At 65.7% G+C, this 21,972-nt stretch carries 12 protein-coding genes; 7 read left to right on the top strand and 5 right to left on the bottom strand.

The annotated features are described in order from the left end of the window. Positions 1 to 159: 159 nt before the first annotated feature. Together Sa4125_RS19000 and guaD are read left to right on the top strand one after the other, a co-directional pair. Positions 160 to 1,401 (top strand): urate hydroxylase PuuD, encoded by a 1,242-nt coding sequence (locus Sa4125_RS19000; RefSeq protein ID WP_224008013.1) that lies wholly within the window; start codon positions 160 to 162, stop codon positions 1,399 to 1,401. Positions 1,402 to 1,403: 2 nt separating this feature from the next. Then, a complete protein-coding gene (guaD, locus tag Sa4125_RS18995; RefSeq protein ID WP_224008007.1) occupies positions 1,404 to 2,798 on the top strand; it encodes a guanine deaminase in 1,395 nt (464 codons plus the stop codon). Between the two features lie 35 nt (positions 2,799 to 2,833). Here guaD and Sa4125_RS18990 read toward each other — a convergent pair whose 3' ends face one another. Continuing rightward, on the bottom strand, positions 2,834 to 3,487 hold the full coding sequence (locus Sa4125_RS18990; protein ID WP_224000483.1) for a LuxR C-terminal-related transcriptional regulator: 654 nt from the start codon (positions 3,485 to 3,487) through the stop codon (positions 2,834 to 2,836). Between the two features lie 402 nt (positions 3,488 to 3,889). Here Sa4125_RS18990 and Sa4125_RS18985 point away from each other — a divergent pair, with 402 nt between their 5' ends. The 4 genes from Sa4125_RS18985 to glgB all read left to right on the top strand — a co-directional run bounded on the left by Sa4125_RS18985 (position 3,890) and on the right by glgB (position 12,612). Next, on the top strand, positions 3,890 to 4,738 hold the full coding sequence (locus Sa4125_RS18985; RefSeq protein WP_224000481.1) for a fumarylacetoacetate hydrolase family protein: 849 nt from the start codon (positions 3,890 to 3,892) through the stop codon (positions 4,736 to 4,738). A gap of 159 nt (positions 4,739 to 4,897) precedes the next feature. Continuing rightward, positions 4,898 to 6,934: an alpha-1,4-glucan--maltose-1-phosphate maltosyltransferase gene (locus Sa4125_RS18980; protein WP_224000479.1), complete on the top strand. Its 2,037-nt coding sequence runs from the start codon at positions 4,898 to 4,900 to the stop codon at positions 6,932 to 6,934. A 117-nt stretch (positions 6,935 to 7,051) separates the two neighbouring features. Continuing rightward, entirely contained in the window at positions 7,052 to 10,384 is a 3,333-nt protein-coding gene (gene treS / locus Sa4125_RS18975) for a maltose alpha-D-glucosyltransferase (RefSeq protein WP_224000477.1), read from the top strand. Continuing rightward, a complete protein-coding gene (gene glgB / locus Sa4125_RS18970; RefSeq protein WP_224000475.1) occupies positions 10,381 to 12,612 on the top strand; it encodes a 1,4-alpha-glucan branching protein GlgB in 2,232 nt (743 codons plus the stop codon). The genes treS and glgB overlap by 4 nt, the downstream gene beginning before the upstream one ends. Here glgB and Sa4125_RS18965 read toward each other — a convergent pair. The 4 genes from Sa4125_RS18965 to Sa4125_RS18950 all read right to left on the bottom strand — a co-directional run bounded on the left by Sa4125_RS18965 (position 12,566) and on the right by Sa4125_RS18950 (position 20,568). Continuing rightward, positions 12,566 to 13,810 (bottom strand): GGDEF domain-containing protein, encoded by a 1,245-nt coding sequence (locus tag Sa4125_RS18965; protein WP_224000473.1) that lies wholly within the window; start codon positions 13,808 to 13,810, stop codon positions 12,566 to 12,568. The two genes, glgB and Sa4125_RS18965, sit on opposite strands and share 47 nt — an antisense overlap. Positions 13,811 to 13,882: 72 nt before the next feature. Then, positions 13,883 to 14,767, bottom strand: a complete 885-nt coding sequence (locus tag Sa4125_RS18960; protein WP_224000471.1) for a transglutaminase family protein — start codon at positions 14,765 to 14,767, stop codon at positions 13,883 to 13,885. Continuing rightward, a complete protein-coding gene (locus tag Sa4125_RS18955) occupies positions 14,764 to 17,172 on the bottom strand; it encodes a circularly permuted type 2 ATP-grasp protein (protein ID WP_224000469.1) in 2,409 nt (802 codons plus the stop codon). The genes Sa4125_RS18960 and Sa4125_RS18955 overlap by 4 nt, the downstream gene beginning before the upstream one ends. A gap of 54 nt (positions 17,173 to 17,226) precedes the next feature. Next, positions 17,227 to 20,568 carry a transglutaminase family protein gene (locus tag Sa4125_RS18950; protein WP_224000467.1) on the bottom strand — a complete coding sequence of 1,114 codons (3,342 nt, stop codon included), beginning with the start codon at positions 20,566 to 20,568 and terminating at the stop codon, positions 17,227 to 17,229. Positions 20,569 to 20,812: 244 nt separating this feature from the next. Here Sa4125_RS18950 and Sa4125_RS18945 point away from each other — a divergent pair, with 244 nt between their 5' ends. Continuing rightward, positions 20,813 to 21,916 (top strand): putative zinc-binding peptidase, encoded by a 1,104-nt coding sequence (locus tag Sa4125_RS18945; protein WP_224000465.1) that lies wholly within the window; start codon positions 20,813 to 20,815, stop codon positions 21,914 to 21,916. The last annotated feature ends 56 nt before the right edge of the window (positions 21,917 to 21,972 follow it).

Here is a 21,972-nt window from a genome sequence, read left to right as displayed (position 1 = left end):
GCCCTGCCGGGCATCTCCCCCTCAAGGGGGGAGATCGAGCGCGCCAAGGGCAGAGAATAGCTGATCTCCCCCCTTGAGGGGGAGATGGGCAGCAGCCCAGAGGGGGGCGAGCGCCGCCACAGTGGCGCCGATCCGCAACACAACACCAAGGCAATCCGCATGGCCCCCTATGTCACCGAATGGCTCTCCTTCGCCGTCCGCTGGGTGCATGTCGTCACCGCCATGGCCTGGATCGGCTCCTCCTTCTACTTCATCGCCCTCGATCTCGGCCTTCGCAAGTCACGGGTCCTGCCGCCGGGCGTCGGCGGGGAGGCGTGGCAGGTGCATGGCGGCGGCTTCTACCACGTCCAGAAGTACATGGTCGCCCCGCCCGACATGCCGGAGGATCTCACCTGGTTCAAATGGGAGAGCTACTCGACCTGGCTGTCGGGCGCGGCGCTGCTCTTCCTCGTCTACTATCTCGGCGCCGATCTCTATCTGATCGACCCCGAGCGCGCCGATCTGCCGGTCTGGGGCGCATCGGCGATCGGCATTGCCGGCCTCGCGCTCGGCTGGGTCGTCTACGATCTCCTGTGCAAGTCGCCGCTGAAGAAGAACGACACGGCGCTGCTGGCCGCGCTCTTCGTCTATGTCGTTCTCGCCTCCTATCTCTTCGCGCAGGTGTTTTCGGGGCGCGGGGCGATGCTGCACACCGGCGCGATGATCGCGACGATCATGACGGCGAACGTCTTCCGGCTGATCATCCCGAACCAGCGGATCGTCGTCGCCGACCTCAAGGCGGGGCGCACGCCCCCGGCCCATCTCGGCGCCGAGGCCAAGCAGCGTTCGCTGCACAACAATTACCTGACGCTCCCGGTCGTCTTCCTGATGTTGTCGAACCACTATCCGCTGGCGTTTGCGACGCAGTGGAACTGGGCGATCGCCGGGCTGGTGCTGCTGATGGGCGCCGTCATCCGGCACTTCTTCAACACGCTGCACCGCACGCACCGGAAACTCTGGTGGTGCTGGGGCGTGGCGGGCGTGCTGTTTGCCGCCGTCATCACTCTGTCGGGCGCGCCGGGCTGGCGCGTCGCGCCGGCGGAAGCGGCTTCGCGGCAGGGCAAGGGCGACCCGCAGGCGGCCCTTCTGGCCTCGGTGCACTTTGCCGAGGCGACGGGGATCGTGCAGGCCCGTTGCGCCATGTGCCATGCCCGCGAGCCGCTCTGGCCGGGTCTCGTCATTGCCCCGAAGAACGTCCTCCTGGAGAGCGAGGACGACATCCTCCACAACGTCTCCCTGATCGAGGTCCAGGCCGTGCGCAGCCACGCGATGCCACCCGGAAACATCACCGGTCTCGAACCCGGCGAGCGCCGTCTTCTCTCTGCCTGGATCCGGTCCGGCGACGGAGTCTATCGGCCGTGACCATGATCGATCCCCCTTCGCGCAGGACCGCACTGCGCGGCCGCCTCGTATCCTTCGACGCAGACCCGGCCCTCAGCGCCCATGCCGTGCGCTTCATCGAGGACGGCATCGTCGTCGCCCAGAACGGCGTGATCACCGAGGTCGGCGAGGCCGCGCCGATCCTGAAGCGGCTGGCGGGCGACGTCGCCGTCGTCGACCATCGCCCGCATCTGATCATACCGGGCTTCATCGACCCGCATCTCCACATGCCGCAGACGCAGGTGATCGGCTCCTACGGGGCCGAGCTGTTGGAATGGCTGGCGAAATACACCTTTCCCGAGGAGAGCCGCTATGGCGATCCCGAGATCGCGCACGAGGCCTCGGTCTTCCTGATCGATGAACTCCTGCGCTGCGGCACGACGACGGCCGCGGTCTACTGCACGTCGCATCCCGCCAGCGTCGACGCCTTCTTCGCCGAAGCGGACCGGCGCAAGCTCCGCATGATCGCCGGCAAGGTGATGATGGACCGCAACGCGCCGCCCGCGCTCCTCGATACGGCCGAGAGCGGCTATCTCCAGTCGAAGGCGCTGATCGAGCGCTGGCACGGCAAGGGGCGTCTTGCCTACGCCATCACGCCGCGCTTTGCGCCGACCTCCAGCGAGGCGCAGCTGACCGCGACGGGGGTTCTCGCCGCGGAGTATCCGGAGCTCCACATCCAGACGCATCTTTCCGAGAATCATGCCGAGCTCGCCTTCGTGCGCGAGCTGTTCCCCTGGTCGAAGGACTATACGGAGGTCTACGAACGGCATGGGCTCGTCCGCGAGAAGGCGCTGTTCGGCCACTGCCTCCATCTCAGCGATCGCGAACGAAACGCTCTCGGGAAGGCAGATGCCTCCGCGATCTTCTGCCCGACGTCGAACCTCTTTCTCGGCTCGGGGCTTTTCGATCTCGCCGCGATGCGCGGCGCCGGCATCCGGATCGGCCTTGCCACCGACATCGGCGGCGGCACCAGCTACTCGATGCTGCAGACGGCGGCCGAAGCCTACAAGGTGCTGGCGCTGAACGGCCAGACGCTGACGGCTGACGACGCCTTCCACATGATGACGGCCGGCAATGCGCATGCGCTCGGGCTGGAGACGCGGATCGGCCGGCTTGCCCCGGGCTTCGACGCCGATATGGTGGTTCTCGACTCGGCCGCGACGCCGGCCTTGCGGCGGCGCATGGCCCGCGCCGGGACGCTGTCGGAAGAGCTGTTCGTACTGATGACGATGGGGGACGACCGCTCCATCGTGGCGACCTATGCCGCCGGGCGCCGGGTGCACGAGCGACACGGGGCCGGGGTTCCGGGTCTTGCGCCCCGTGAAGAAGCGGGCCGTGCGCCTGCGTCTCCGTCGGGCGAGCGGCAGTCGGCCCAGTAAACACCGAACAGGCCGCGGCCGGAGCCGCACACGGATCAGCCGAGCAGGCCGAGGCGGATGGCGTGGGCGACGGTCTGCACGCGGTTGACCGCGTTCATCTTCTGCGCGGCGGAGCTCAGATAGGAGTTCACCGTGTTCTCGGAGACGCCGATGATGCCCGCGATCTCCGACGATGTCTTCCCGGCGGCACTCCAGCGCAGGCACTCGATCTCTCGCGGCGCCAGCGAGGTGGTGACCGTGCGGGGCTGGAGCAGGCCCGTCAGCCGCGCGAAGAGATAGAGCGTGTAGAGATGCAGCTCGCCGTAGGATTCGATGGAGGGCATCTTGCCCTTCGGGGCGACCAGCATCGCACCGCGGGCGCGCTCGCAGAACAGGGGCAGGAAGACCGCCTTGTCCAGGCCGGAGACCTGCTGCTCTGCCGCGAGCCGGAACGGCGCGATCGCGCCCAGAAGCTGCGCCTTGGCCTGACGATCGGTTTCGACGAGGTGGTCGAGCGCCGCAACCGGATCGTCCGTCCAGTTCGACGTCACCATCTCGAACGAGACTGCCCCCCCGTCCAGTTTCACCGTCAGCAGGGCGAAACCTGCAAGCTCGTTCGCCTCGCAGATCCGCTTCAGCGCCCGCTTGGCATGGTACAGCGTCGCGATCTCGGGCAACTGCGCAAACTCGTCGGTCTTCACTACCGACATCCGGCCAAGGTATTCATCCCTTAGCAATCGTGATGTCTGCAACAGTGTCACTTCAGCCGGGGCACTTGTCGCCTGCATGTCTAGTAAAGTTTCCACAGCATACCATTTTAACAGGCCGACTTGCCTTCTAGGTCAAGCAGTCGAACGGGAGCGAACTAGCTATCAACGACGTATATCGACTTCCTTGTGCATGACTTACCGGCAACTACTCCTGGGCAAGGCGCGAGAGCTTTTTTCTGCCGTAGCCGATGAAGTCTGGCTGCGCCGAGCAGACGGGAAGACGGGCATTCCTCGCGGCATGGCGACATCTTTGGTCGCCATCGCGGCGCGACAATCGGGTTCACTCACCTATGTTCACACTGCAGAGACCGCCTTCGGGCGGCCGGGACAGGGGAGACGAGCATGAGACTGGTGCGATTTGGCGAGCCGGGCGCGGAGAAGCCGGGAATGATCGATGCCGATCACGTCCTGCGCGACCTTTCCGGAGAGATCGACGACATCGCCGGAGACCACCTGTCGCGGGCCGGCATCGCGCGCATCCGCGCGCTTGATCCCAAGAGCCTGCCGAAGGCGGACCCCTCGCGGCGGCTGGGGCCCTGCGTCGGGCGCGTCGGCAACTTCATCGCGGTCGGACTGAACTATGCCGATCATGCGGCCGAAACCGGCGCCGAGCTGCCGACGGAACCGGTGCTGTTCAACAAGGCGACTTCGTCGATCGTCGGGCCGCATGACGACGTGATCATTCCGCCGGGCTCGACGAAGCTTGACTGGGAAGTCGAGATCGCGATCGTCATCGGCGAGAGCGCCTTCAATGTTTCGGAAGCCGACGCGCTCGATCATGTCGCCGGCTTTTGCCTATGCAACGACGTCTCCGAACGTGCCTGGCAGAAGGAGCGGGGCGGCCAGTGGATGAAGGGCAAGAGCGCGCCGACCTTCGGACCGCTGGGGCCATGGCTCGTGACGACCGACGCGATCGCGGACGTCCAGGCGATCGATCTCTGGCTCGACGTGTCGGGTACCCGGATGCAGGCGGGCTCGACGTCGACGATGATCTTCCCGGTGCGGACGCTCGTCGCCTATATCTCGCAGTTCATCGCTCTCCAGCCGGGCGACGTCATCACCACGGGCACGCCGGCGGGCGTCGGCGCAGGGATGAAGCCGCCGCGCTGGCTACAGGCGGGAGACATCATTTCGCTCGGCGGAACGCATCTCGGCGAGCAGCGTCTGAATGTGAAGGCTCATTCCGCCTGAGGCGAAGGATGGCAAACTTTCCTTCGCTGCAGCGCAACCTCTTGCCGCCGACGCGGTTCACCTTGAACAGGCGGAATCGTCGAGGCCGGCCCGAGCGCAGAGTCTCGCGAGCTTCGCTGCTCGATCGCCCTTTCCCGAAACTGCCCCGGAAGGTTCATCATGGCTGATGCCATCGAAGCGACCCGCAAGCCCAAGCGAGTTCCTCTCAAAACCAACCAGGCGGATGTGGAAGCGCGTTTGCAGGCATTGGCTGCCTCTCGCGTCGTCATCGAGGGAGTCGCGCCGGAGATCGATGGCGGTCGCTTTGCCGTCAAGCGCCTGGAAGGCGAGCCGCTGATCGTCGAGGCGGACATCTATTGCGACGGCCACGAGGTGCTGGGTGCCGCGGTCGTCTATGGACCTGCGGGCGCGGCAGAAAACGAAATGCCGCTGACCTTCGTCGAGAACGATCGATGGAGCGGCGAGATTTCGTTCGCGACCCCGGGTCCCCACCGTTTCTCGATCATCGCCTGGCGCGACCTGTCCGCGACATGGCGATACGAGGCGGTGAAGAAGAAGACCGCCGGTCTCGACATCACCCTCGAGCTCATCGAGGGACGCAATCTTCTCGACGCCGCCACCGCTTCCGGGCGGGGTGGCAGAGACGATCAGAAGGCGCTGAAGGCGCTCGTCCAGAAGCTCGACCGTCTGAAGTCCAAGGGAGACGGCGAAGGGCAGTATGCGCTGCTGATGGATGCCGAGACCGTCCGCATCCTTGAGGCGACGGGCGACCGGACGAACCTGACCCGGTATGCCACTGACGTACCCGTGTGGGTCGACCGCGAGGCCGCCGGGTTCAGCGCCTGGTATGAGTTGATGCCACGCTCGCAGTCCGGCGATCCCATGCGCCACGGCACGTTCGACGACGTCATCAAGCGTCTTCCCGACATCGAGGAGATGGGTTTCGACGTCCTCTACTTTCCGCCGATTCACCCGATCGGCAAGACCAATCGCAAGGGCAAGAACAATACGCTGACGCCGGGTCCCGACGATCCGGGCAGCCCCTATGCCATCGGCTCGGCCGAGGGCGGCCACGACGCGCTCCATCCCGAACTTGGCACTTTCGAGGATTTCGCCCGGCTTGTCGGCAAGGCGCGCGAGCACGGGATGGAGATCGCCATCGATTTCGCCATCCAGTGCGCGCCCGATCATCCCTGGATCAAGCAGCATCCGGAATGGTTCGACTGGCGGCCCGACGGCTCGATCAAGTTCGCCGAGAACCCGCCGAAGAAGTACGAGGACATCGTCAACGTCCACTTCTACCGCGGCGCGATTCCCTCGCTCTGGTACGAACTGCGCGACATCGTGCTGTTCTGGATCGAAAAGGGCGTGCGCATCTTCCGCGTCGACAATCCGCACACCAAGCCTTTTCCCTTCTGGGAGTGGATGATCGCCGAAGTGCGCCGGACGGAGCCTGGTGCGATCTTCCTCGCCGAGGCCTTCACCCGGCCGAAGCCGATGAAGCGGCTGGCGAAGGTCGGCTACAACCAGTCCTATTCCTACTTCACCTGGCGGAATTTGAAGGGGGAGCTGACGGAGTATCTGACCGAACTCACGCAGGAAGAATGCGCCGAGTACATGCGGCCGAACTTCTTCGTCAACACGCCCGACATCAACCCGCGCTTCCTGCAGACCTCGGGCCGCCCCGGCTTCCAGATCCGGCTCGCGCTGGCGGCGACCCTTGGTGGCAATTACGGCGTCTATTCCGGATTCGAGCTCTGCGAATACCTGCCCGTTCAGGGCAAGGAGGAGTATCTCAACTCCGAGAAATACGAGATCCGCGCCTTCGACTGGAAGGCGCCCGGCAATATTCGGGACGATATCGCCTTCTTCAATAGGATCCGCCGCGACGAGCCGGCGATGCGCAATTTTCGCGATCTCGCCTTCTACAATATCTGGAACGACAATCTCCTTTGCTATGGCAAGCGCACGCCCGACCGGTCGAGCTTCCTCCTCTTCATCGTCTCGCTCGATCCCTTCGCGGGACAGGGCGGCAGCTTCGAGGTGCCGTTCTGGGAACTTGGACTTCCGGACGACGGTTCGGTGAAGGCGGAAAATCTCGTGACCGGCGAGAGCTTCGTCTGGCGGGGCAAGATCCAGCATTGGTGGATCGATCCGTCCGTCCTACCCTATGCCGCCTTCAGGCTGTCGATCTGACGCGCGAAACCACGCTTCGTCTTTCGGCGAAGCGGACCGGACTCAGGTCCCGATAGATTCGCCGCTTTTCACGCATACCGACGTGTCGACCACCGACCCAAACCAAAGCGATCCTTCATGAACGAGCACGCGACCATCACGCCCGCCGATCCGACCACCGGTCCCAACCCTCAGGCGACCGACTGGTACAAGGACGCGATCATCTACCAGCTGCACGTCAAGACCTTCGCCGATTCCAACGGCGACGGCATCGGCGACTTCGGCGGTCTTCTGGCGCATCTGGACTATGTCCAGCAGCTTGGCGTGACGGCGCTCTGGCTGCTGCCCTTCTACCCCTCGCCGCTGCGCGACGACGGCTACGACATCTCCGATTACCGCTCGATCAATCCGTCCTACGGCAACATGGACGATTTCGACCGGCTTGTCGACGAGGCGCACAAGCGCGGCATGCGGGTCATCATCGAGCTCGTCATCAATCATACCTCCGACCAGCATCCCTGGTTCCAGGCGGCGCGCAATGCGCCGAAGGGAAGCCCCGAGCGCGACTTCTACGTCTGGGCCGACGACGACAAGGGCTACGACCAGACCCGCATCATCTTTACCGATACCGAGACGTCGAACTGGACCTACGACCCGGTCGCCAAGCAGTATTTCTGGCACCGCTTCTTCTCGCACCAGCCCGACCTCAACTTCGACAATCCGAAGGTGATGGAGGAGGTGCTTGGCGCCATGCACTTCTGGCTGGACAAGGGCGTCGACGGACTGCGCCTCGATGCCATCCCCTATCTCGTCGAGCGCGAGGGCACGAACAACGAAAATCTGCCCGAGACGCATGTCGTCCTGAAGGCGATCCGCACCGATCTGGACACGCATTATCCCGACCGCATGCTGCTCGCCGAAGCCAACCAGTGGCCCGAGGATACGCGGCCCTATTTCGGCGATGGCGACGAATGCCACATGGCCTTCCACTTCCCGCTGATGCCGCGCATGTACATGGCGCTGGCCCAGGAAGACCGGCATCCGATCACCGACATCATGCGCCAGACGCCGTCGATTCCGGAGAACTGCCAGTGGGCCATCTTCCTGCGCAACCATGACGAGCTGACGCTCGAAATGGTGACCGCGGAAGAGCGCGACTATCTCTGGTCGACCTATGCCGCCGATACCCGCGCGCGCATCAATCTCGGCATCCGCCGGCGCCTTGCGCCGCTGATGGGCAACGACCGCCGCAAGATCGAGCTCCTCAACGCCCTGCTCATGTCGATGCCGGGCACGCCGACGCTCTATTACGGCGACGAAATCGGCATGGGCGACAACATCTATCTGGGCGACCGCGACGGCGTGCGCACGCCGATGCAGTGGTCGGCCGACCGCAATGGCGGCTTCTCCCGCGCCGATCCGCAGCGGCTTTATCTCCCGCCGATCCAGGATCCGATCTACGGCTTCCAGGCCGTGAACGTCGAGGCGCAGTCGAACAATCCGGCGAGCCAGCTGAACTGGACGCGCCGCCTGATCCAGGTCCGGCGCACCCGCGAGGCTTTCGGACGGGGAACGATCAACTTCCTCTATCCGTCGAACCGCAAGATCATCGCCTATACCCGCGAGCACGGGGCCGAGCGCATTCTCTGCGTCGCCAACCTGTCGAGCTCGGCCCAGGCGGTGGAACTCGACCTCAGCGCCTTCATCGGCACGGCGCCTGTCGAGATGCTCGGGCAGTCGTTGTTCCCAACGATTGGCCAGAATCCCTACGTCCTCTCGCTGCCGGCCTACGGCTTCTTCTGGTTCGACCTGACGCCTTCGGCGGACGGCACGACGACCGGTGGCCAGGCACCGCTGCCGATGCCGGAATTTGCGACGCTTGTCGTCCTGAAGGATCTCAAGGCGACTCTGAACGAGCAGAACCAGCGCGAGATCGAGCACGTCCTGCCGGAGTTCATCGGCCGCCAGCGCTGGTTCGCCGGCAAGACCGAGCGTGTCGGTCGGGCCAGCTTTGCCGCCATCGGCATGCCGTCTCCCGAACATCCGCGTCACGTTCTTGCCGAGACCATGATCCGGACCGCAGCGGGCGAGCAGCGCTACTTCCTGCCGCTCAGCGCGCGTTGGGGCGAACCGCATGTCGGCGCCAACGCGGTCAATCTGCCCTTTACCCTGATGAAGCTGCGGCAGGGACCGCGGCTCGGCGCCATCATCGACGGCACCCGCGATCCCGGTCTCGTCAAGTTGTTCGTCGACATGATCGGAAAGGGTGGCGATGTCTCCATGGATGGCGGGCGTCTCGAAATCGCCTCCTCCGCTCCCTGGGCCGATCTGATTGCCAGCGCGGCGAATGTGCCGGTCGAGAAGATCGCGGCGATTTCCGGCGAGCAGTCGAACACGTCGATTCTCGTCGGCGACGAGGCGGTGCTGAAATTCTACCGGCTGCTGCAGGATGGCGTTCAGCCGGAACTCGAAGTGACGCGTTTCCTGACGGACAAGACCGATTTCACGGGAACGCCGGCCTTGCTGGGCTCCGTCGAGCTGGTCAGGCCGGATGGCACGCGCTCGGCCATTGCCGCGCTGTTCCAAAGGGTCGAAAACCAGGGCGATGCCTGGACGGCGGTGGTCGACGGCCTGTCGCGGCATCTGCGCGACAACGCCTATGCGACGCAGCCCGGTGCCGATGACGAGGATCCGGCGGTCGAGTCGAGCCTGCCGACCCAGACCCGCATCGATGCCGGCGATCTCGTCGGACGGCGCACGGGCGAGATGCACGCGGCCCTGTCGACGGTCACGGGCGATGCCGCCTTCGATCCCGCGCCCATCGACACGGCGGCCCTGGGGCGCTTCGTCGACGGCGCGCGCGCCAGTGCGACGGAGGCCCTTGAGATCCTGAAGCGAGTCAGAACGTCGGCGGGCGAGGCGATCGGCGAGGACATCGACAGGCTCCTCGGCGCCGAAAGCGCGATCCACGCCTGGTTCGACGGGTTCGCCCAGCTTCCCGCCGCGGGCGTGATGACGCGAATCCACGGGGACTACCATCTCGGCCAGCTTCTGGTGTCCAAGAACGACGTCGTCATCCTCGACTTCGAGGGCGAGCCCGGCGCGCCGCTGGAGGAGCGCCGGCAGAAGTCGTCGCCGCTGCGCGACGTCGCGGGCATGTTGCGTTCGTTCGACTATGCCGCCTTTGCGGCTCTCGACAAGGCGGGCCCCTCGACCGAGGCGACGCTCGGCAAGCTCAGGGACATGGCTGAAAGCTGGCGCGACGAGGTCAGCCGCGCCTTCCTCTCGGCCTGGAGCGAGGCGTCGGGCATCGATCTTGCCGGCGAGGAGACGGCGCGCCTCCTCGATCTCTTCCTGCTGCAGAAGGCATTCTACGAGCTGAAGTACGAGGCGGCCTCGCGTCCGGCGTGGCTGTCGATTCCTCTCAGGGGAATCATTTCCCTCCTCGACAAGCGACAGGTTCTTTCATGAGCAATATCTCGAAGGCCCGCGCGGCGACCGATCGGGTCGATATCGCGCACCGCCCGAACGAGCACGAAGCGCACGAAATCGCGCGCGGGACGCATGGCGATCCTTTCTCGATCCTCGGCCCCCGCTTTGTGGAGGGCGGCGCGATCGTTCGCGCCTTCCGTCCCGGCGCGCAAACCGCCGCGGTGACCGATGTTTCCGGCAAGGTGCTGGGCGAACTCGAGCCGGTTCTGGCGGAAGGGTTTCACTCGGGCTTCGTGCCCGGTTTGAAAGCGGGCGCTGAATACCGCTTCCGCTTCACCCATGGCGCCGATGCCTGGGTCGAAGACGACGCCTACCGTTTCGGGCCGATCCTCGGCGAGATGGACGTCTATCTCCTGGCCGAAGGCACGCATGAGCGGATCTACGAAAAGTTCGGCGCTCATCCGACGGTGATGGACGGCGTGGAGGGCACGAGCTTCGTCGTTCTTGCCCCCGCCGCGCGCCGGGTATCGGTCGTCGGCAATTTCAACGCCTGGGACGGCCGTCGCAACGTCATGCGCAAGCGGCACGAGTGCGGGGCGTTCGAGCTGTTCATTCCGGCCATCGGACGCGGCGAGATCTACAAATTCGAGATCATCGGTCCACAGGGCGAAGTATTGCCACTGAAGCAGGATCCTCTCGGCTTCCTGCAGGAGGAGGCGCCCTCGACCGCCTCGATCGTCGACGGGCTCGTCGATCACGACTGGCAGGACGCGGAATTCAAGTCGAAGTCTCCGGACTGGCAGGATGCTTCCAAGGCGATCTCCATCTACGAGGTGCATCTCGGCTCATGGCGGCGCGGCGACGACAATGCGATGCTGGACTATGACCAGATCGCCGGCCTGCTCGTGCCCTATGTCAAGGAGATGGGCTTCACGCATGTGGAGTTCCTCCCGGTCTCCGAGCATCCGTTTTACGGCTCCTGGGGCTATCAGCCGATCGGTCTCTACGCGCCGACCTCGCGCTATGGCTCGCCCGACGCTTTCGCGCGTCTTGTCGACGCATTGCACCAGGCCGACATCGGCGTGCTCCTCGACTGGGTTCCCGGCCATTTTCCGACGGACATTCACGGCCTCGGCCGGTTCGATGGCACGGCGCTCTACGAGCATCCCGATCCCAAGCGCGGTTTCCACAAGGACTGGAACACGCTGATCTACGACTACGGCCGGACCGAGGTGAAGAATTTCCTCGTCTCCAATGCCAGCTACTGGCTCGACCGTTTCCACATCGACGGGCTGCGCGTCGATGCCGTGGCGTCGATGCTCTATCTCGACTATTCCCGCAATGCCGGGGAGTGGGAGCCGAACATCCACGGCGGTCGCGAGAACCTCGAGGCCGTCGCCTTTCTGAAGGAGACGAACGAGCGGGTCGGTGCAGCCTTTCCGAACGCCACCACCCATGCCGAGGAGTCGACGGCCTACCCAAGCGTCTCGCGGCCGACCTATGCCGGTGGCCTCGGCTTCCACTTCAAGTGGAACATGGGCTGGATGCACGACACGCTGCACTACATGCAGGAAGACCCGATCAACCGGCGCTACCACCACCACCACATGACCTTCGGCATGGTCTATGCGTATTCGGAAAACTTCATCCTGCCCCTCAGCCACGACGAGGTCGTCTACGGCAAGGGTTCGCTGCTCGGCAAGATGCCCGGCGACGACTGGCAGCGCTTCGCCAATCTGCGCGCCTATTACGGCTTCATGTGGTCGCACCCGGGCAAGAAGCTGATCTTCATGGGCTGCGAGTTCGCCCAGGAGAAGGAGTGGAACCATGACCAGTCGCTCGACTGGCATCTCCTCGATCAGCCGGCTTACAAGGGCGTCCAGCGTCTCGTGCGCGATCTGAACACGCTCTACCGGGAAATCCCGGCATTGCACGAACTGGACTGCGATCCCGCGGGCTTCGAATGGATCGACACCCAGAACGCCGACGAAAGCGTCATCGCCTTCCTTCGCAAGGACCAGAGCGGCCGGTCGGTCCTCGTGGTCTCCAACTTCACGCCCATGCCGCGTCACGACTACCGTGTCGGCGTGCCGGACGGCGGCACATGGACGGAGCGGATGAATACCGATGCGGGGATCTACGGCGGCTCCAATGTCGGCAATATGGGCGGAAAACCTGCCGAGGAGCTGTCCGTCAACGGCCGGCCCTATTCCCTCTCGCTCACCCTGCCGCCACTGGCGACGATCGTTTTGATACAAGAGAGCTAGAGTCTGCCGAGGCAGTGGCGGCCGGACTGTCCTCCGTCCGGTCGTCGGCGCTGACGACGCGGTTCCGGCCGCGCGCCTTGGCCCGGTGGAGGGCGTTGTCGGCCCGGCGGAGGAGATTTTCGAGTTCCCGACCGGGCCCGGTGCTGGAAAGGCCGATGCTGACGGTTAATCCGGCAGGAAGTGCGGAGTTGTTTCTGGCGGCCGCCTCGAAAGCCTGACGGAGGGAATCGGCGCGCCGTGTCGCGGCTGCCCTGTCGGTTCCCACCAGCAGGATGGCGAATTCAGCGCCGCCGAGCCGTCCGATCAGGTCGCCGGCACCAAGGTGGCTTTCCGCGGTGCGGCAGAACACCGTCAGAGCCTCGTCGCCAAACCCATGACGGTTGATGTCACTGAATTCATTGAAATGATCGAGGTCGCAGAGCAAGAGAGCGTCCTCGCGCAAGGGATCTTCGCGTAAGGGATCTTCCCTGGCGGCGAGACGCTGTTGCGCCTTGTCGGCAAAGCCGCGGCGATTAAGCGTTCCGGTCAGCGAGTCGGTCTGAGCCGCAGCCAGCAGCATCTGCTCGCCGCGCTCGCGCGACAGCGAGAGGAAGAGATAGCCGAGCGCCACCAGGACCAGCACCGCTTCGAACACGAAGAGGATCGCGGGAAATCCGGCCATGCGCACCGGCTCCGTCGGCGAGACCAGCCACAGGATGGTGGCGATGCGCAGCACCTGCACGCCGGCGTGGAAGAAGCAGACGCAGCCGGCCTGCCGCGCCGATCTCAGTCCGCCCCCGTGGAAGAACAGCGCGTGTCCGGTGGCGAGCATGTAGCCGATGACGACCACCGAGACCAATATGAGACGGTATGCGTCGTCAGCAAACAGCCCTGCGCTCCACGCCCCGATCCAGATCAGCGGGCCGGCAAGGACGAGCGGCCAGGGGGCGCGCGTGCCGGTGAAGGCCGCGATCCCACGCCAGGTCAGGGCGAAAGCCACCAGAAGAAGGAAGCTCGGCAAGCCGCTGCGGACACCTGAGGGATCGACGGGGCGCAGGGCCGCCACGATGCCCGCGCAGGCAAGGCAGAAAAAGGCCGTGCACCACCAGAGCAGGACTTTCGCAGACTCGCCCCGGCCGATGCCGTCCGCAGCCATCTTGATGGCGAACAGGAATGCCAACGCTCCGAAAATGAAGAACGCTGTCGGCAGGTGGATCATCGTCTCTCCGGCATGGGTGGTGCTGACCCGCGCTTTCCGGTTACCCGCTCCATATCTTGCTTCTTACGGATATCAGTCGCCTATCTCATCGAGGGGAATGACGTCAACGGCGTGCCGCATTCGCTGCGATCCGGAGGTGACGAGAACGCCGCTGACCGGGGCGACGTCGCTATAGTCGCGGCCGACGGCGACCTCGATGTGGCTGGCGCTGGCGGCGATACCGTTGGTCGGATCGAAACCGACCCAGCCGGTCTCGGGACCCAACCAGACCTTCACCCAGGCATGCATGGCGTCACGTCCAGCCAGGCGGGCCTGCCCGGGTGGCGGGTCGGTCCTCAGGAAGCCGCTGACATAGGCCGAGGGAAGGCCGGCGGCCCGCAGTCCCGCAATCATCAGATGGGCAAAGTCCTGGCAGACGCCCTTGCGCGTCCGAAAGACGTCCTCGACCGGCGTGTCGATCCGCGTCGCGCCGGGCGTGTAGGCGAAGTCGGCCTTGACCTGCTTCGTCATGTCGAGAATGGCGCACCCCCCCAGTCTATCGCTTCGGCCAGAGCGCAGGTACTCGGCGACAAACGGCATCGGCGTCACGAGGCGGCTGGCGCCGAGGAAATGCGACGGGGCCGTAGCGCCGGAGTCGCGGCTGGCCAGCGCAGCCGCACGGATGTCCGCCAAGGACATCGTGGCGCCGAGGTCAGTGAAGCGGCTTGCCACCGACACCCGCGCCCGCATCTCCACCACCAGCGCATCGTGCGGCTGGTGCAGGCGAATATGGTCGATCGCATTGCTGAAGAAGTCGCGATCCGGCATCGCCTCGTCGGGTGTCGGCACGACCTTCACCGATTGTGCCGTCACGCTCTGATCGGCGTCCTCGCGCGGGCGGATGCGCAGGATGTGGTGGGCGTCCTTCACGGCCGAGGGGTAGTGATAGGAGATCTTCAGGGCGACGTCGTAGATCATTCGTGTTCGAACCAGTCGACGGCTTCTTCCGGCCGGGCAGCGAAGTAGCGCTGGCCCAGGAGTTCGGAGAGATCGCTGAAATCCCCGGCGATCCGGTCGAGAAAGGCCGTCGTCACCTCCGCGGCGCTGCCGGTGGCAACGCGGACGCCAAGGCGCGCCACGCGACGCGCCATCTCGTCGAGCTGTTCACCCGGGACCATGCCGGGAAGCGCGTCCATCGCGTCCTTGAGGGCGGTGACCTGATAGGCGATCGAGCGCGGGTTCAGCGGATCCAGCACGGTCAGGTCGAGCACCGTCTCGCGCGACAGGGCAACGGGATAGCGGCGGCGGTAGGTGACGCGGCTGTCGGTAAATTCGAGCAGCGCATCGAAGGCGCCCTCCGGCGTCTCGTCCGCGGTGATGGCGGAAGCGATCGACGCCGTCATCAATCCGCGCTCGATGCGCCGTCCGCAGGTGAGGAAGCGCCAGCCGACGAACTGGTACATGTTCTCGCGCACCAGGCCGGTGAAGCCCGACAGGCGGGTCAACACGTCGCTCGTGAGGGCGATGAGATCGACGTCGTCGTCGTGCGCCTCGCGCGCCTCCAGCATGGCGACGATCTCGCTCAGCGTGCGCCAGCCATCGGGCGAAAAGCGGTCGCGGATGCGCGAGGCGATATCGAAGGCCGAGCGGACGAGATGCAGGAGGCCGGCCGCCGGGTGGGCGGCATCGACATGGATGCCGAGGCTCCGCAGGACCTTGGCAACACGTCGCTCCAGAAGGTCGTGGCGCGTCCCCTCGCTTTGCCGGGCGACGTGGAGGCGAAGAAGCCGCGTGGCAACCTCCGCCCGCTCGGCGTAGCGGCCGAGCCAGAAGAGGTTGTCGGCGGCGCGCGCCGGCAGTCCCGCCGGCAGACGCCGCAGAATCTGCGATGGGCGGGGGCCGATGAGGGTGATCGGCGCGACGTCCCGGTCGGAGGTGATCCAGACGTCGGCCGAACGCCCGCCCGCCTGCATCGAGACGGCTTTCGCGTCGACGGCGTCGGAAATCCGGGCAAAGCCGCCCGGCATCACGTGCCAGCCGGCCTCGTCGCGGGCGAGGAAGACGCGCATCGTCACCGGGCGGGCTTCCAGTCGGTCGTCGATGAAGACCGGGGCGGTGGAAAGGGTGACGACTTCCTGCCCGACAAGACCAGTGCCGCCCGCTTCCAGTTCCGCCAGAAAGCGTTCGGAGGCATCGCGGTTGATGCCAAGGTCCAGCGGCGCAGCCGTGATATTGGAGCCGGACGCCGCGGGAAAGGCCGATGCGAGCGACAGGGTTTCGCGGTTCTTGCTGACATAGCCGCGTTCCGAGGCCTGTCCACACCACCAGGTGGCAATGGTCGGCAGGAGGAGATCTTCGCCGATCAGCGCCTTCGCCAGAGCCGGCTGGAAGGCGAGGAGGGCGCGAGTCTCCAGGATACCCGAGCCGAGGGCATTGACCATGTTGACCCGTTCGGCGCGAATCGCGCGCACGAGGCCCGGCGTGCCGATGCGCGAGCGCTGGAAGAGTTCCAGCGGGTCGGCGAAGTCGGCATCCATGCGCCGCCAGAGCACCGACAACGGCTGAAAACCGTCGACGGTGCGGACATTGACGGTGTTGCCGTGAACGACGAGGTCGCCGCCCTCGAGCAGCAGGAAGCCGAGATAGCGCGCGAGATAGGCGTGCTCGAAATAGGTCTCGTTGGCCGGTCCCGGCGTCAGGACCCCGATCCGGTCGCTGGCGCTGCCGTTCAGCGTGAACAGCGAGTCGCGAAAGCGCTGGAAGAAGCCCGCGAGGCGCTGCACCTTCAACTCGGCATTGAGCTCGGGGAAAGCCCGCGAGGTCGCCACCCGGTTCTCCAGCGCAAATCCGGCGCCCGACGGCGCCTGGGTACGATCGCCGAGGACCCACCAGCGACCCTGCGGCCCGCGCCCCAGGTCGATGGCGATGAAGCGGATCAGCGGCGCGCCGGAAAGGCCTTGGTCGGCCAGCGGACGCAGGAATTCCGGGTTCTGGGCAAGGATCGCACTGGGCAAGGTGCCGTCGGCGATGACCCGGCGCTCGCCATAGAGGTCGCCGACGAGCTTTTCGAGAAAGCCGGCACGCTGCACCAATGCCTTCTCCAAGGCAGCCCACTCGTCCTGCGCGACGATGACCGGCGGAAACGTCAGCGGCCAGCCGCGCTGCTCGCCGGTCTGCTCGGCGCCGCCATAGACCTGGTAGAAGACCCCGGCCTCGCGCAGATACTGCTGAGCGCTGCCGAACCGACCCGCGCGGTCGTTCGCGCCCATCGTTGCGAGCGCGTCGACCAGCTGGCGATAGTGCGGGCGGACCGATCCGTCGGCAGCCAGCATCTCGTCCTGGCTGCCGGCCTGCAGGCGATAGGCGGACAGAAAAGCCGCCAAGTCAGGCGGCTTTCTCGTCGGTTCCGGAGACGTCATGGGCGCCGGGCCTTCCCGTCAGACTGCCAGACCGGCCGGCCGGCGAAGGTCGAGCGTCGTCGGGAAGGACGGATCGGGGAACTCCCGAACCGGTTCGAAGATACCCGGCGTATGGCCGATCTGTTCGAAACGGGCAAGACGACGCGCCTCGGCCTCGTTGGCGTTGACCGGGAAGGTCTCGTAGTTGCGCCCGCCGGGATGGGCGACGTGGTAGACGCAGCCGCCGAGCGAACGCTGCGACCAGCGGTCGTAGATGTCGAAGGTCAGGGGCGCGTGCACCGGGATCGTCGGATGGAGGCCCGAAGCCGGCTGCCAGGCCTTGAACCGCACGCCCGCCACGGCATCGCCCTTCTCGCCCACCGGGGTCAGCGGAAGGGCCCTGCCGTTGCAGGTGACGATGTGGCGCGACACGTCGTAGTTCGACAGCTTCACCTGCAGCCGCTCCACCGAGGAGTCGACGAAGCGCACGGTGCCGCCGATGGCGCCGGTCTCGCCCATCACGTGCCAGGGCTCCAGCGCCTGGCGCAGTTCCAGCTCGATGCCCTCACGCTCGATCTTGCCGCAGAAGGGGAAGCGGAACTCGGCCTGCGCCTCGAACCATTCCGGCCGGATGGCAAAGCCGGCACGGCCGAGATCTTCGAGAACGCCGAGGAAATCCTGCCACAGGAAGGCCGGCAGCATGAAGCGGTCATGCAGGTTCGTGCCCCAGCGGGCGAAGCGGCCGGTCTCCGGCTCCTTCCAGAATTTTGCGATCAGCGCCCTGACCAGCAGCTGCTGGGCAAGACTCATGCGCGCATCCGGCGGCATCTCGAAGCCGCGGAACTCGACGAGGCCGAGGCGGCCGGTCGGTCCGTCCGGCGAGTACATCTTGTCGATGCAGATCTCGGCGCGGTGGGTGTTGCCGGTGACGTCGACGAGGAGATTGCGGAACAGGCGGTCGGTGAGCCAGGGCAGGGGCGCTGCGCCCTCGCCGGGCAGCGGCACCTGCGCCATGGCGATCTCGAGCTCGTAGAGCGCGTCGTGCCGGGCCTCGTCGACGCGCGGTGCCTGGCTGGTCGGCCCGACGAACATGCCGGAGAAGAGGTAGGACAGGGAGGGATGGCGCTGCCAGTAGAGCACCAGCGACTTCAAGAGGTCCGGCCGGCGCAGGAAGGGCGAGTCGCTTGGCGTCGCGCCGCCGACGACGACGTGGTTGCCGCCGCCGGTGCCGGCATGCTTGCCGTCGATCATGAACTTGTCGGTGCCGAGCCGCGACTGCCGCGCCTCCTCGTAGACCGTGCGGGTGATCGCCACGCATTCCTTCCACGACGCGGCCGGATGGACGTTGACCTCGATGACGCCCGGATCGGGCGCGACGCGGATGACGTTGACGCGCGGATCGTGCGGCGGCTGGTAGCCCTCGATCACCAGCGGCATCTGGTGGCGCTCGGCGACGGTCTCGATGGCCGAGAGGAGGTCGAGATAGGCCTCCATGGATTCGGTCGGCGGCATGAACACGCAGAGCCTGCCGTCGCGGGGCTCGATCGAGACGGCGGTGCGCACCGCGCCGAAAATCTCCTCGTGCTTCTGCTCGGGCGCCATCCAGGTTTCCGGGTTCTGCGCCTCGATCCTCTGCTGGTTGCGGCCGGGGCCGGTCTCCTCGGCGGCCGCGAACGGTCCCCGCTCCTCGGTCGGGTCGGCAGGATGGATGTAGGGGAACTGCGCCGGCGGCACGTAGGGCAGGGCACCGAGCGGCAGGCGGTAGCCGACGGGGGAATCGCCCGGCATCAGGAAGAGCTGGCCGCGCCGTGTCGTCCAGCGCTCCGACATCCAGCGCACGCCGCGCGTCATGCCGGTGGCGCTTGGCTGGGACTGCCAGGCCTGGATCGGCAGGACAAAGCCCGAGGCCTTGCTGAGGCCGCGGTCGAAGACGCGGGCAAGGCGCGCCCGCTCCTCGGCATCGTCGAGCTTCGGATCGGTCGGCTCGACGTTTTCCGGGAGCTTCGCCTCGCGTGCCAGCCAGTAGGACGGATCCTCGAAGGCAGCTGCGGCATAGTCGGGGTCGACGCCGAGCTCGGTCGCGACTTCCCGCGTCAGCGTCTCGGCGTCGGCGAGCGTCACCGGCCGTGCCACGGCTTCGCGCGCGATGAGGTCGGGGTTCTTCCAGATCGGCTGGCCGTCCTTGCGCCAGTAGAGCGAGAAGGTCCAGCGCGGCAGCGTCTCGCCCGGATACCACTTGCCCTGGCCGTAATGCAGGAAGCCGCCCGGCGCGAAGCGGTCGCGGAGGCGCCGGATCAGATCGTCGGCGAGCGCCCGCTTCTGCGGCCCGACGGCGGCGATGTTCCACTCCTCCGACTGGAAGTCGTCGATCGACACGAAGGTCGGCTCGCCGCCCATGGTCAGCCGCACGTCGCCCTCATTCAGGGCAGCGTCGACCTTCTCGCCAAGCGCATCGAGCGCCTGCCAGCTCTCGTCGGAGAAGGGTGCGGAGACGCGCGGCCGCTCGGCGATGCGCTCGACCGTCATCTCGAAGGCGAAATCGACCTCGGCATAGTCGGCGGCGCCCGAGATCGGCGCGGCCGAGCGGTAGTGGGGCGTGGCCGCAAGCGGCACATGGCTCTCGCCGGTCATAAGGCCCGAAGTCGGGTCGAGGCCGATCCAGCCGGCGCCGGGAAGATACACCTCGGCCCAGGCGTGCAGATCGGTAAAATCGTGGTCAGTGCCGGCCGGGCCGTCGAGCGAGACGAGATCGGGCTTCAGCTGGATCAGGTACCCCGAGACGAAGCGCGCGGCGAAGCCGAGATGGCGCAGGATCTGGACGAGCAGCCAGGAAGTGTCGCGGCAGGAGCCGGAGACGCGCCCCAGTGATTCTTCCGGCGTCTGCACGCCGGGCTCCATGCGGATGAGGTAGGCGATCTTCTGCGATAGTTGCCGGTTGAGTCCGACCAGAAAATCAACCGTATGCGTCTGGCTGCGGTCGAGGTCCCTCAGAAAGGCCTGCAGCAGCGGGCCGGCAGGCTCGGCGCCGAGATAGGCGGAGAGGTCCGTCTTGAGGTCCGCCTCGTAGGCGAAGGGCCAGGCCTGGGCATATTCCTCGACGAAGAAGTCGAACGGATTGTAGACCGTCATGTCGGCGACGAGGTCGACCTCGATCTTGAATTCCGTCGTCTTCTCCGGAAAAACGAAGCGGGCGAGGTAGTTGCCGAAGGCATCCTGCTGCCAGTTGATGAAGTGGTTTTCCGGCGTCACCTTCAGCGAATAGGACGGGACGCGTGTGCGCGAATGCGGCGCCGGGCGTAGACGGATCAGCTGCGGCGCAAGACCGACAGGCCGGTCGTAGCGGTAGTGGGTGACGTGGTGGAGGGCTGCAAGGATCGACATCGGCTGCGGTTTTGCCCTTCGTCATGACAATTTCATTCGGCCCGACCATAGTCGTTCGTCCGTTCCCCGCAAGCGCGGATCGCCCGGACTTCTTCGCAATTGCAGAAATTGCCCTATCCCGCTTCACAAAGAGGGGAACCGTGCGTTGCCAGGGCCATTCCTCACTTGAAATTCAAGCAGCCGCATCAGCGCGCCCCGGTGGCGACGGCGGACGGACGGGCTCGGGGCCCAAAGGAAATATAGAATGAAGCTGTTTTGCTGCAGCGCCTGCGGACATGTCGTCTACTTCGAGAACGTTCTCTGCGAACGCTGCAACCACGCCCTCGGCTTCGAGCCTCAATCCCTGGAAATGCTCGCGCTGGAAAGCGCCGACGGCATCTGGCAGGCCGCCGGCTCCAACGGCAGCGGGCGCTGGAAATACTGCGGCAACTACACGTTCGGCGTCTGCAACTGGCTGGTGCCGGGAGACAGTCCGGATGCGCTGTGCGTTGCCTGCCAGCATAATCTCGTCATCCCGAACCTCGATGCCCCGGGAAACATCGCGCTGTGGCAGAAGATGGAGCAGGCCAAGCGGCGTCTATTCCACACCATCCTGCAACTGAAGCTGCCGCGGACGACGCGGGCGGAAAGTCCCGAGGGGCTGGCCTTTGCCTTCCGCACGACCGGCGCCGACCAGAGCCAGCCTGTGATGACCGGCCACGAGGACGGATTGATCACCATCGCGCTTGTCGAGGCCGACGATGCGGAGCGGGAGAAACGCCGCAACGCCATGGGCGAGCCCTACCGCACGCTGCTCGGCCACTTTCGCCACGAGGTCGGTCACTGGTACTGGGACCGGCTGGTGCGCGACGGCGGCGTCGTCGCCGAGTGCCGGGCAGTCTTCGGCGATGACGAGGAAGACTACGGCGAGGCCCTGCAGCGCCACTACGCCAACGGGCCAAAATCTTCCTGGCAGGAACATTATGTCTCGTCCTATGCCGGGGCGCATGCCTGGGAGGACTTTGCCGAAACCTGGGCACACTACTTCCACATCGTCGATACGCTCGAGACGGGCGGCGAGTGGGGCATTATGCTGAAGCCGGAAGCGGATCGATCGGGTCTCCTCGCGGTCGATCTCGACTTCCAGATCTTCGACGAGGCGACCACCATCGAACATATCGCGCGTGCCTGGACGCCGCTGACGCTGGCGCTGAATTCCTTCAACCGTTCGCTCGGGCACCAGGACCTTTATCCGTTCGTGCTTTCACCCGTGGTCATTGGAAAACTCGGCTTCATTCACGATCTCGTCCACGGCCGGATCGGTCGTCGCAGGGCCGACAGCCAGCAGTTCGTGAGCACGGCTGCTTGAGGCACACATCCCTTGCCAGCCAAGGATTGCATCGCAGCAATGTGCAGCCGGAGGGT

This window comes from Aureimonas sp. SA4125, from assembly GCF_019973775.1.
Classification (GTDB): domain Bacteria; phylum Pseudomonadota; class Alphaproteobacteria; order Rhizobiales; family Rhizobiaceae; genus Plantimonas.
The sequence above is the reverse complement of the archived record's forward strand: the minus strand, read 5'-3'. Positions and strand labels throughout refer to the sequence as shown.

Coding starts and splice junctions, on each gene's coding strand:
- Sa4125_RS18985 (WP_224000481.1), top strand. CDS start 3,890: ATGAGACTGGTGCGATTTGGCGAGCCGGGCGCGGAGAAGCCGGGAATG.
- Sa4125_RS18945 (WP_224000465.1), top strand. CDS start 20,813: ATGAAGCTGTTTTGCTGCAGCGCCTGCGGACATGTCGTCTACTTCGAG.
- glgB (WP_224000475.1), top strand. CDS start 10,381: ATGAGCAATATCTCGAAGGCCCGCGCGGCGACCGATCGGGTCGATATC.
- Sa4125_RS18960 (WP_224000471.1), bottom strand. CDS start 14,767: ATGATCTACGACGTCGCCCTGAAGATCTCCTATCACTACCCCTCGGCC.
- guaD (WP_224008007.1), top strand. CDS start 1,404: ATGATCGATCCCCCTTCGCGCAGGACCGCACTGCGCGGCCGCCTCGTA.
- Sa4125_RS19000 (WP_224008013.1), top strand. CDS start 160: ATGGCCCCCTATGTCACCGAATGGCTCTCCTTCGCCGTCCGCTGGGTG.
- Sa4125_RS18950 (WP_224000467.1), bottom strand. CDS start 20,568: ATGTCGATCCTTGCAGCCCTCCACCACGTCACCCACTACCGCTACGAC.
- Sa4125_RS18990 (WP_224000483.1), bottom strand. CDS start 3,487: ATGTCGGTAGTGAAGACCGACGAGTTTGCGCAGTTGCCCGAGATCGCG.
- Sa4125_RS18980 (WP_224000479.1), top strand. CDS start 4,898: ATGGCTGATGCCATCGAAGCGACCCGCAAGCCCAAGCGAGTTCCTCTC.
- Sa4125_RS18965 (WP_224000473.1), bottom strand. CDS start 13,810: ATGATCCACCTGCCGACAGCGTTCTTCATTTTCGGAGCGTTGGCATTC.
- treS (WP_224000477.1), top strand. CDS start 7,052: ATGAACGAGCACGCGACCATCACGCCCGCCGATCCGACCACCGGTCCC.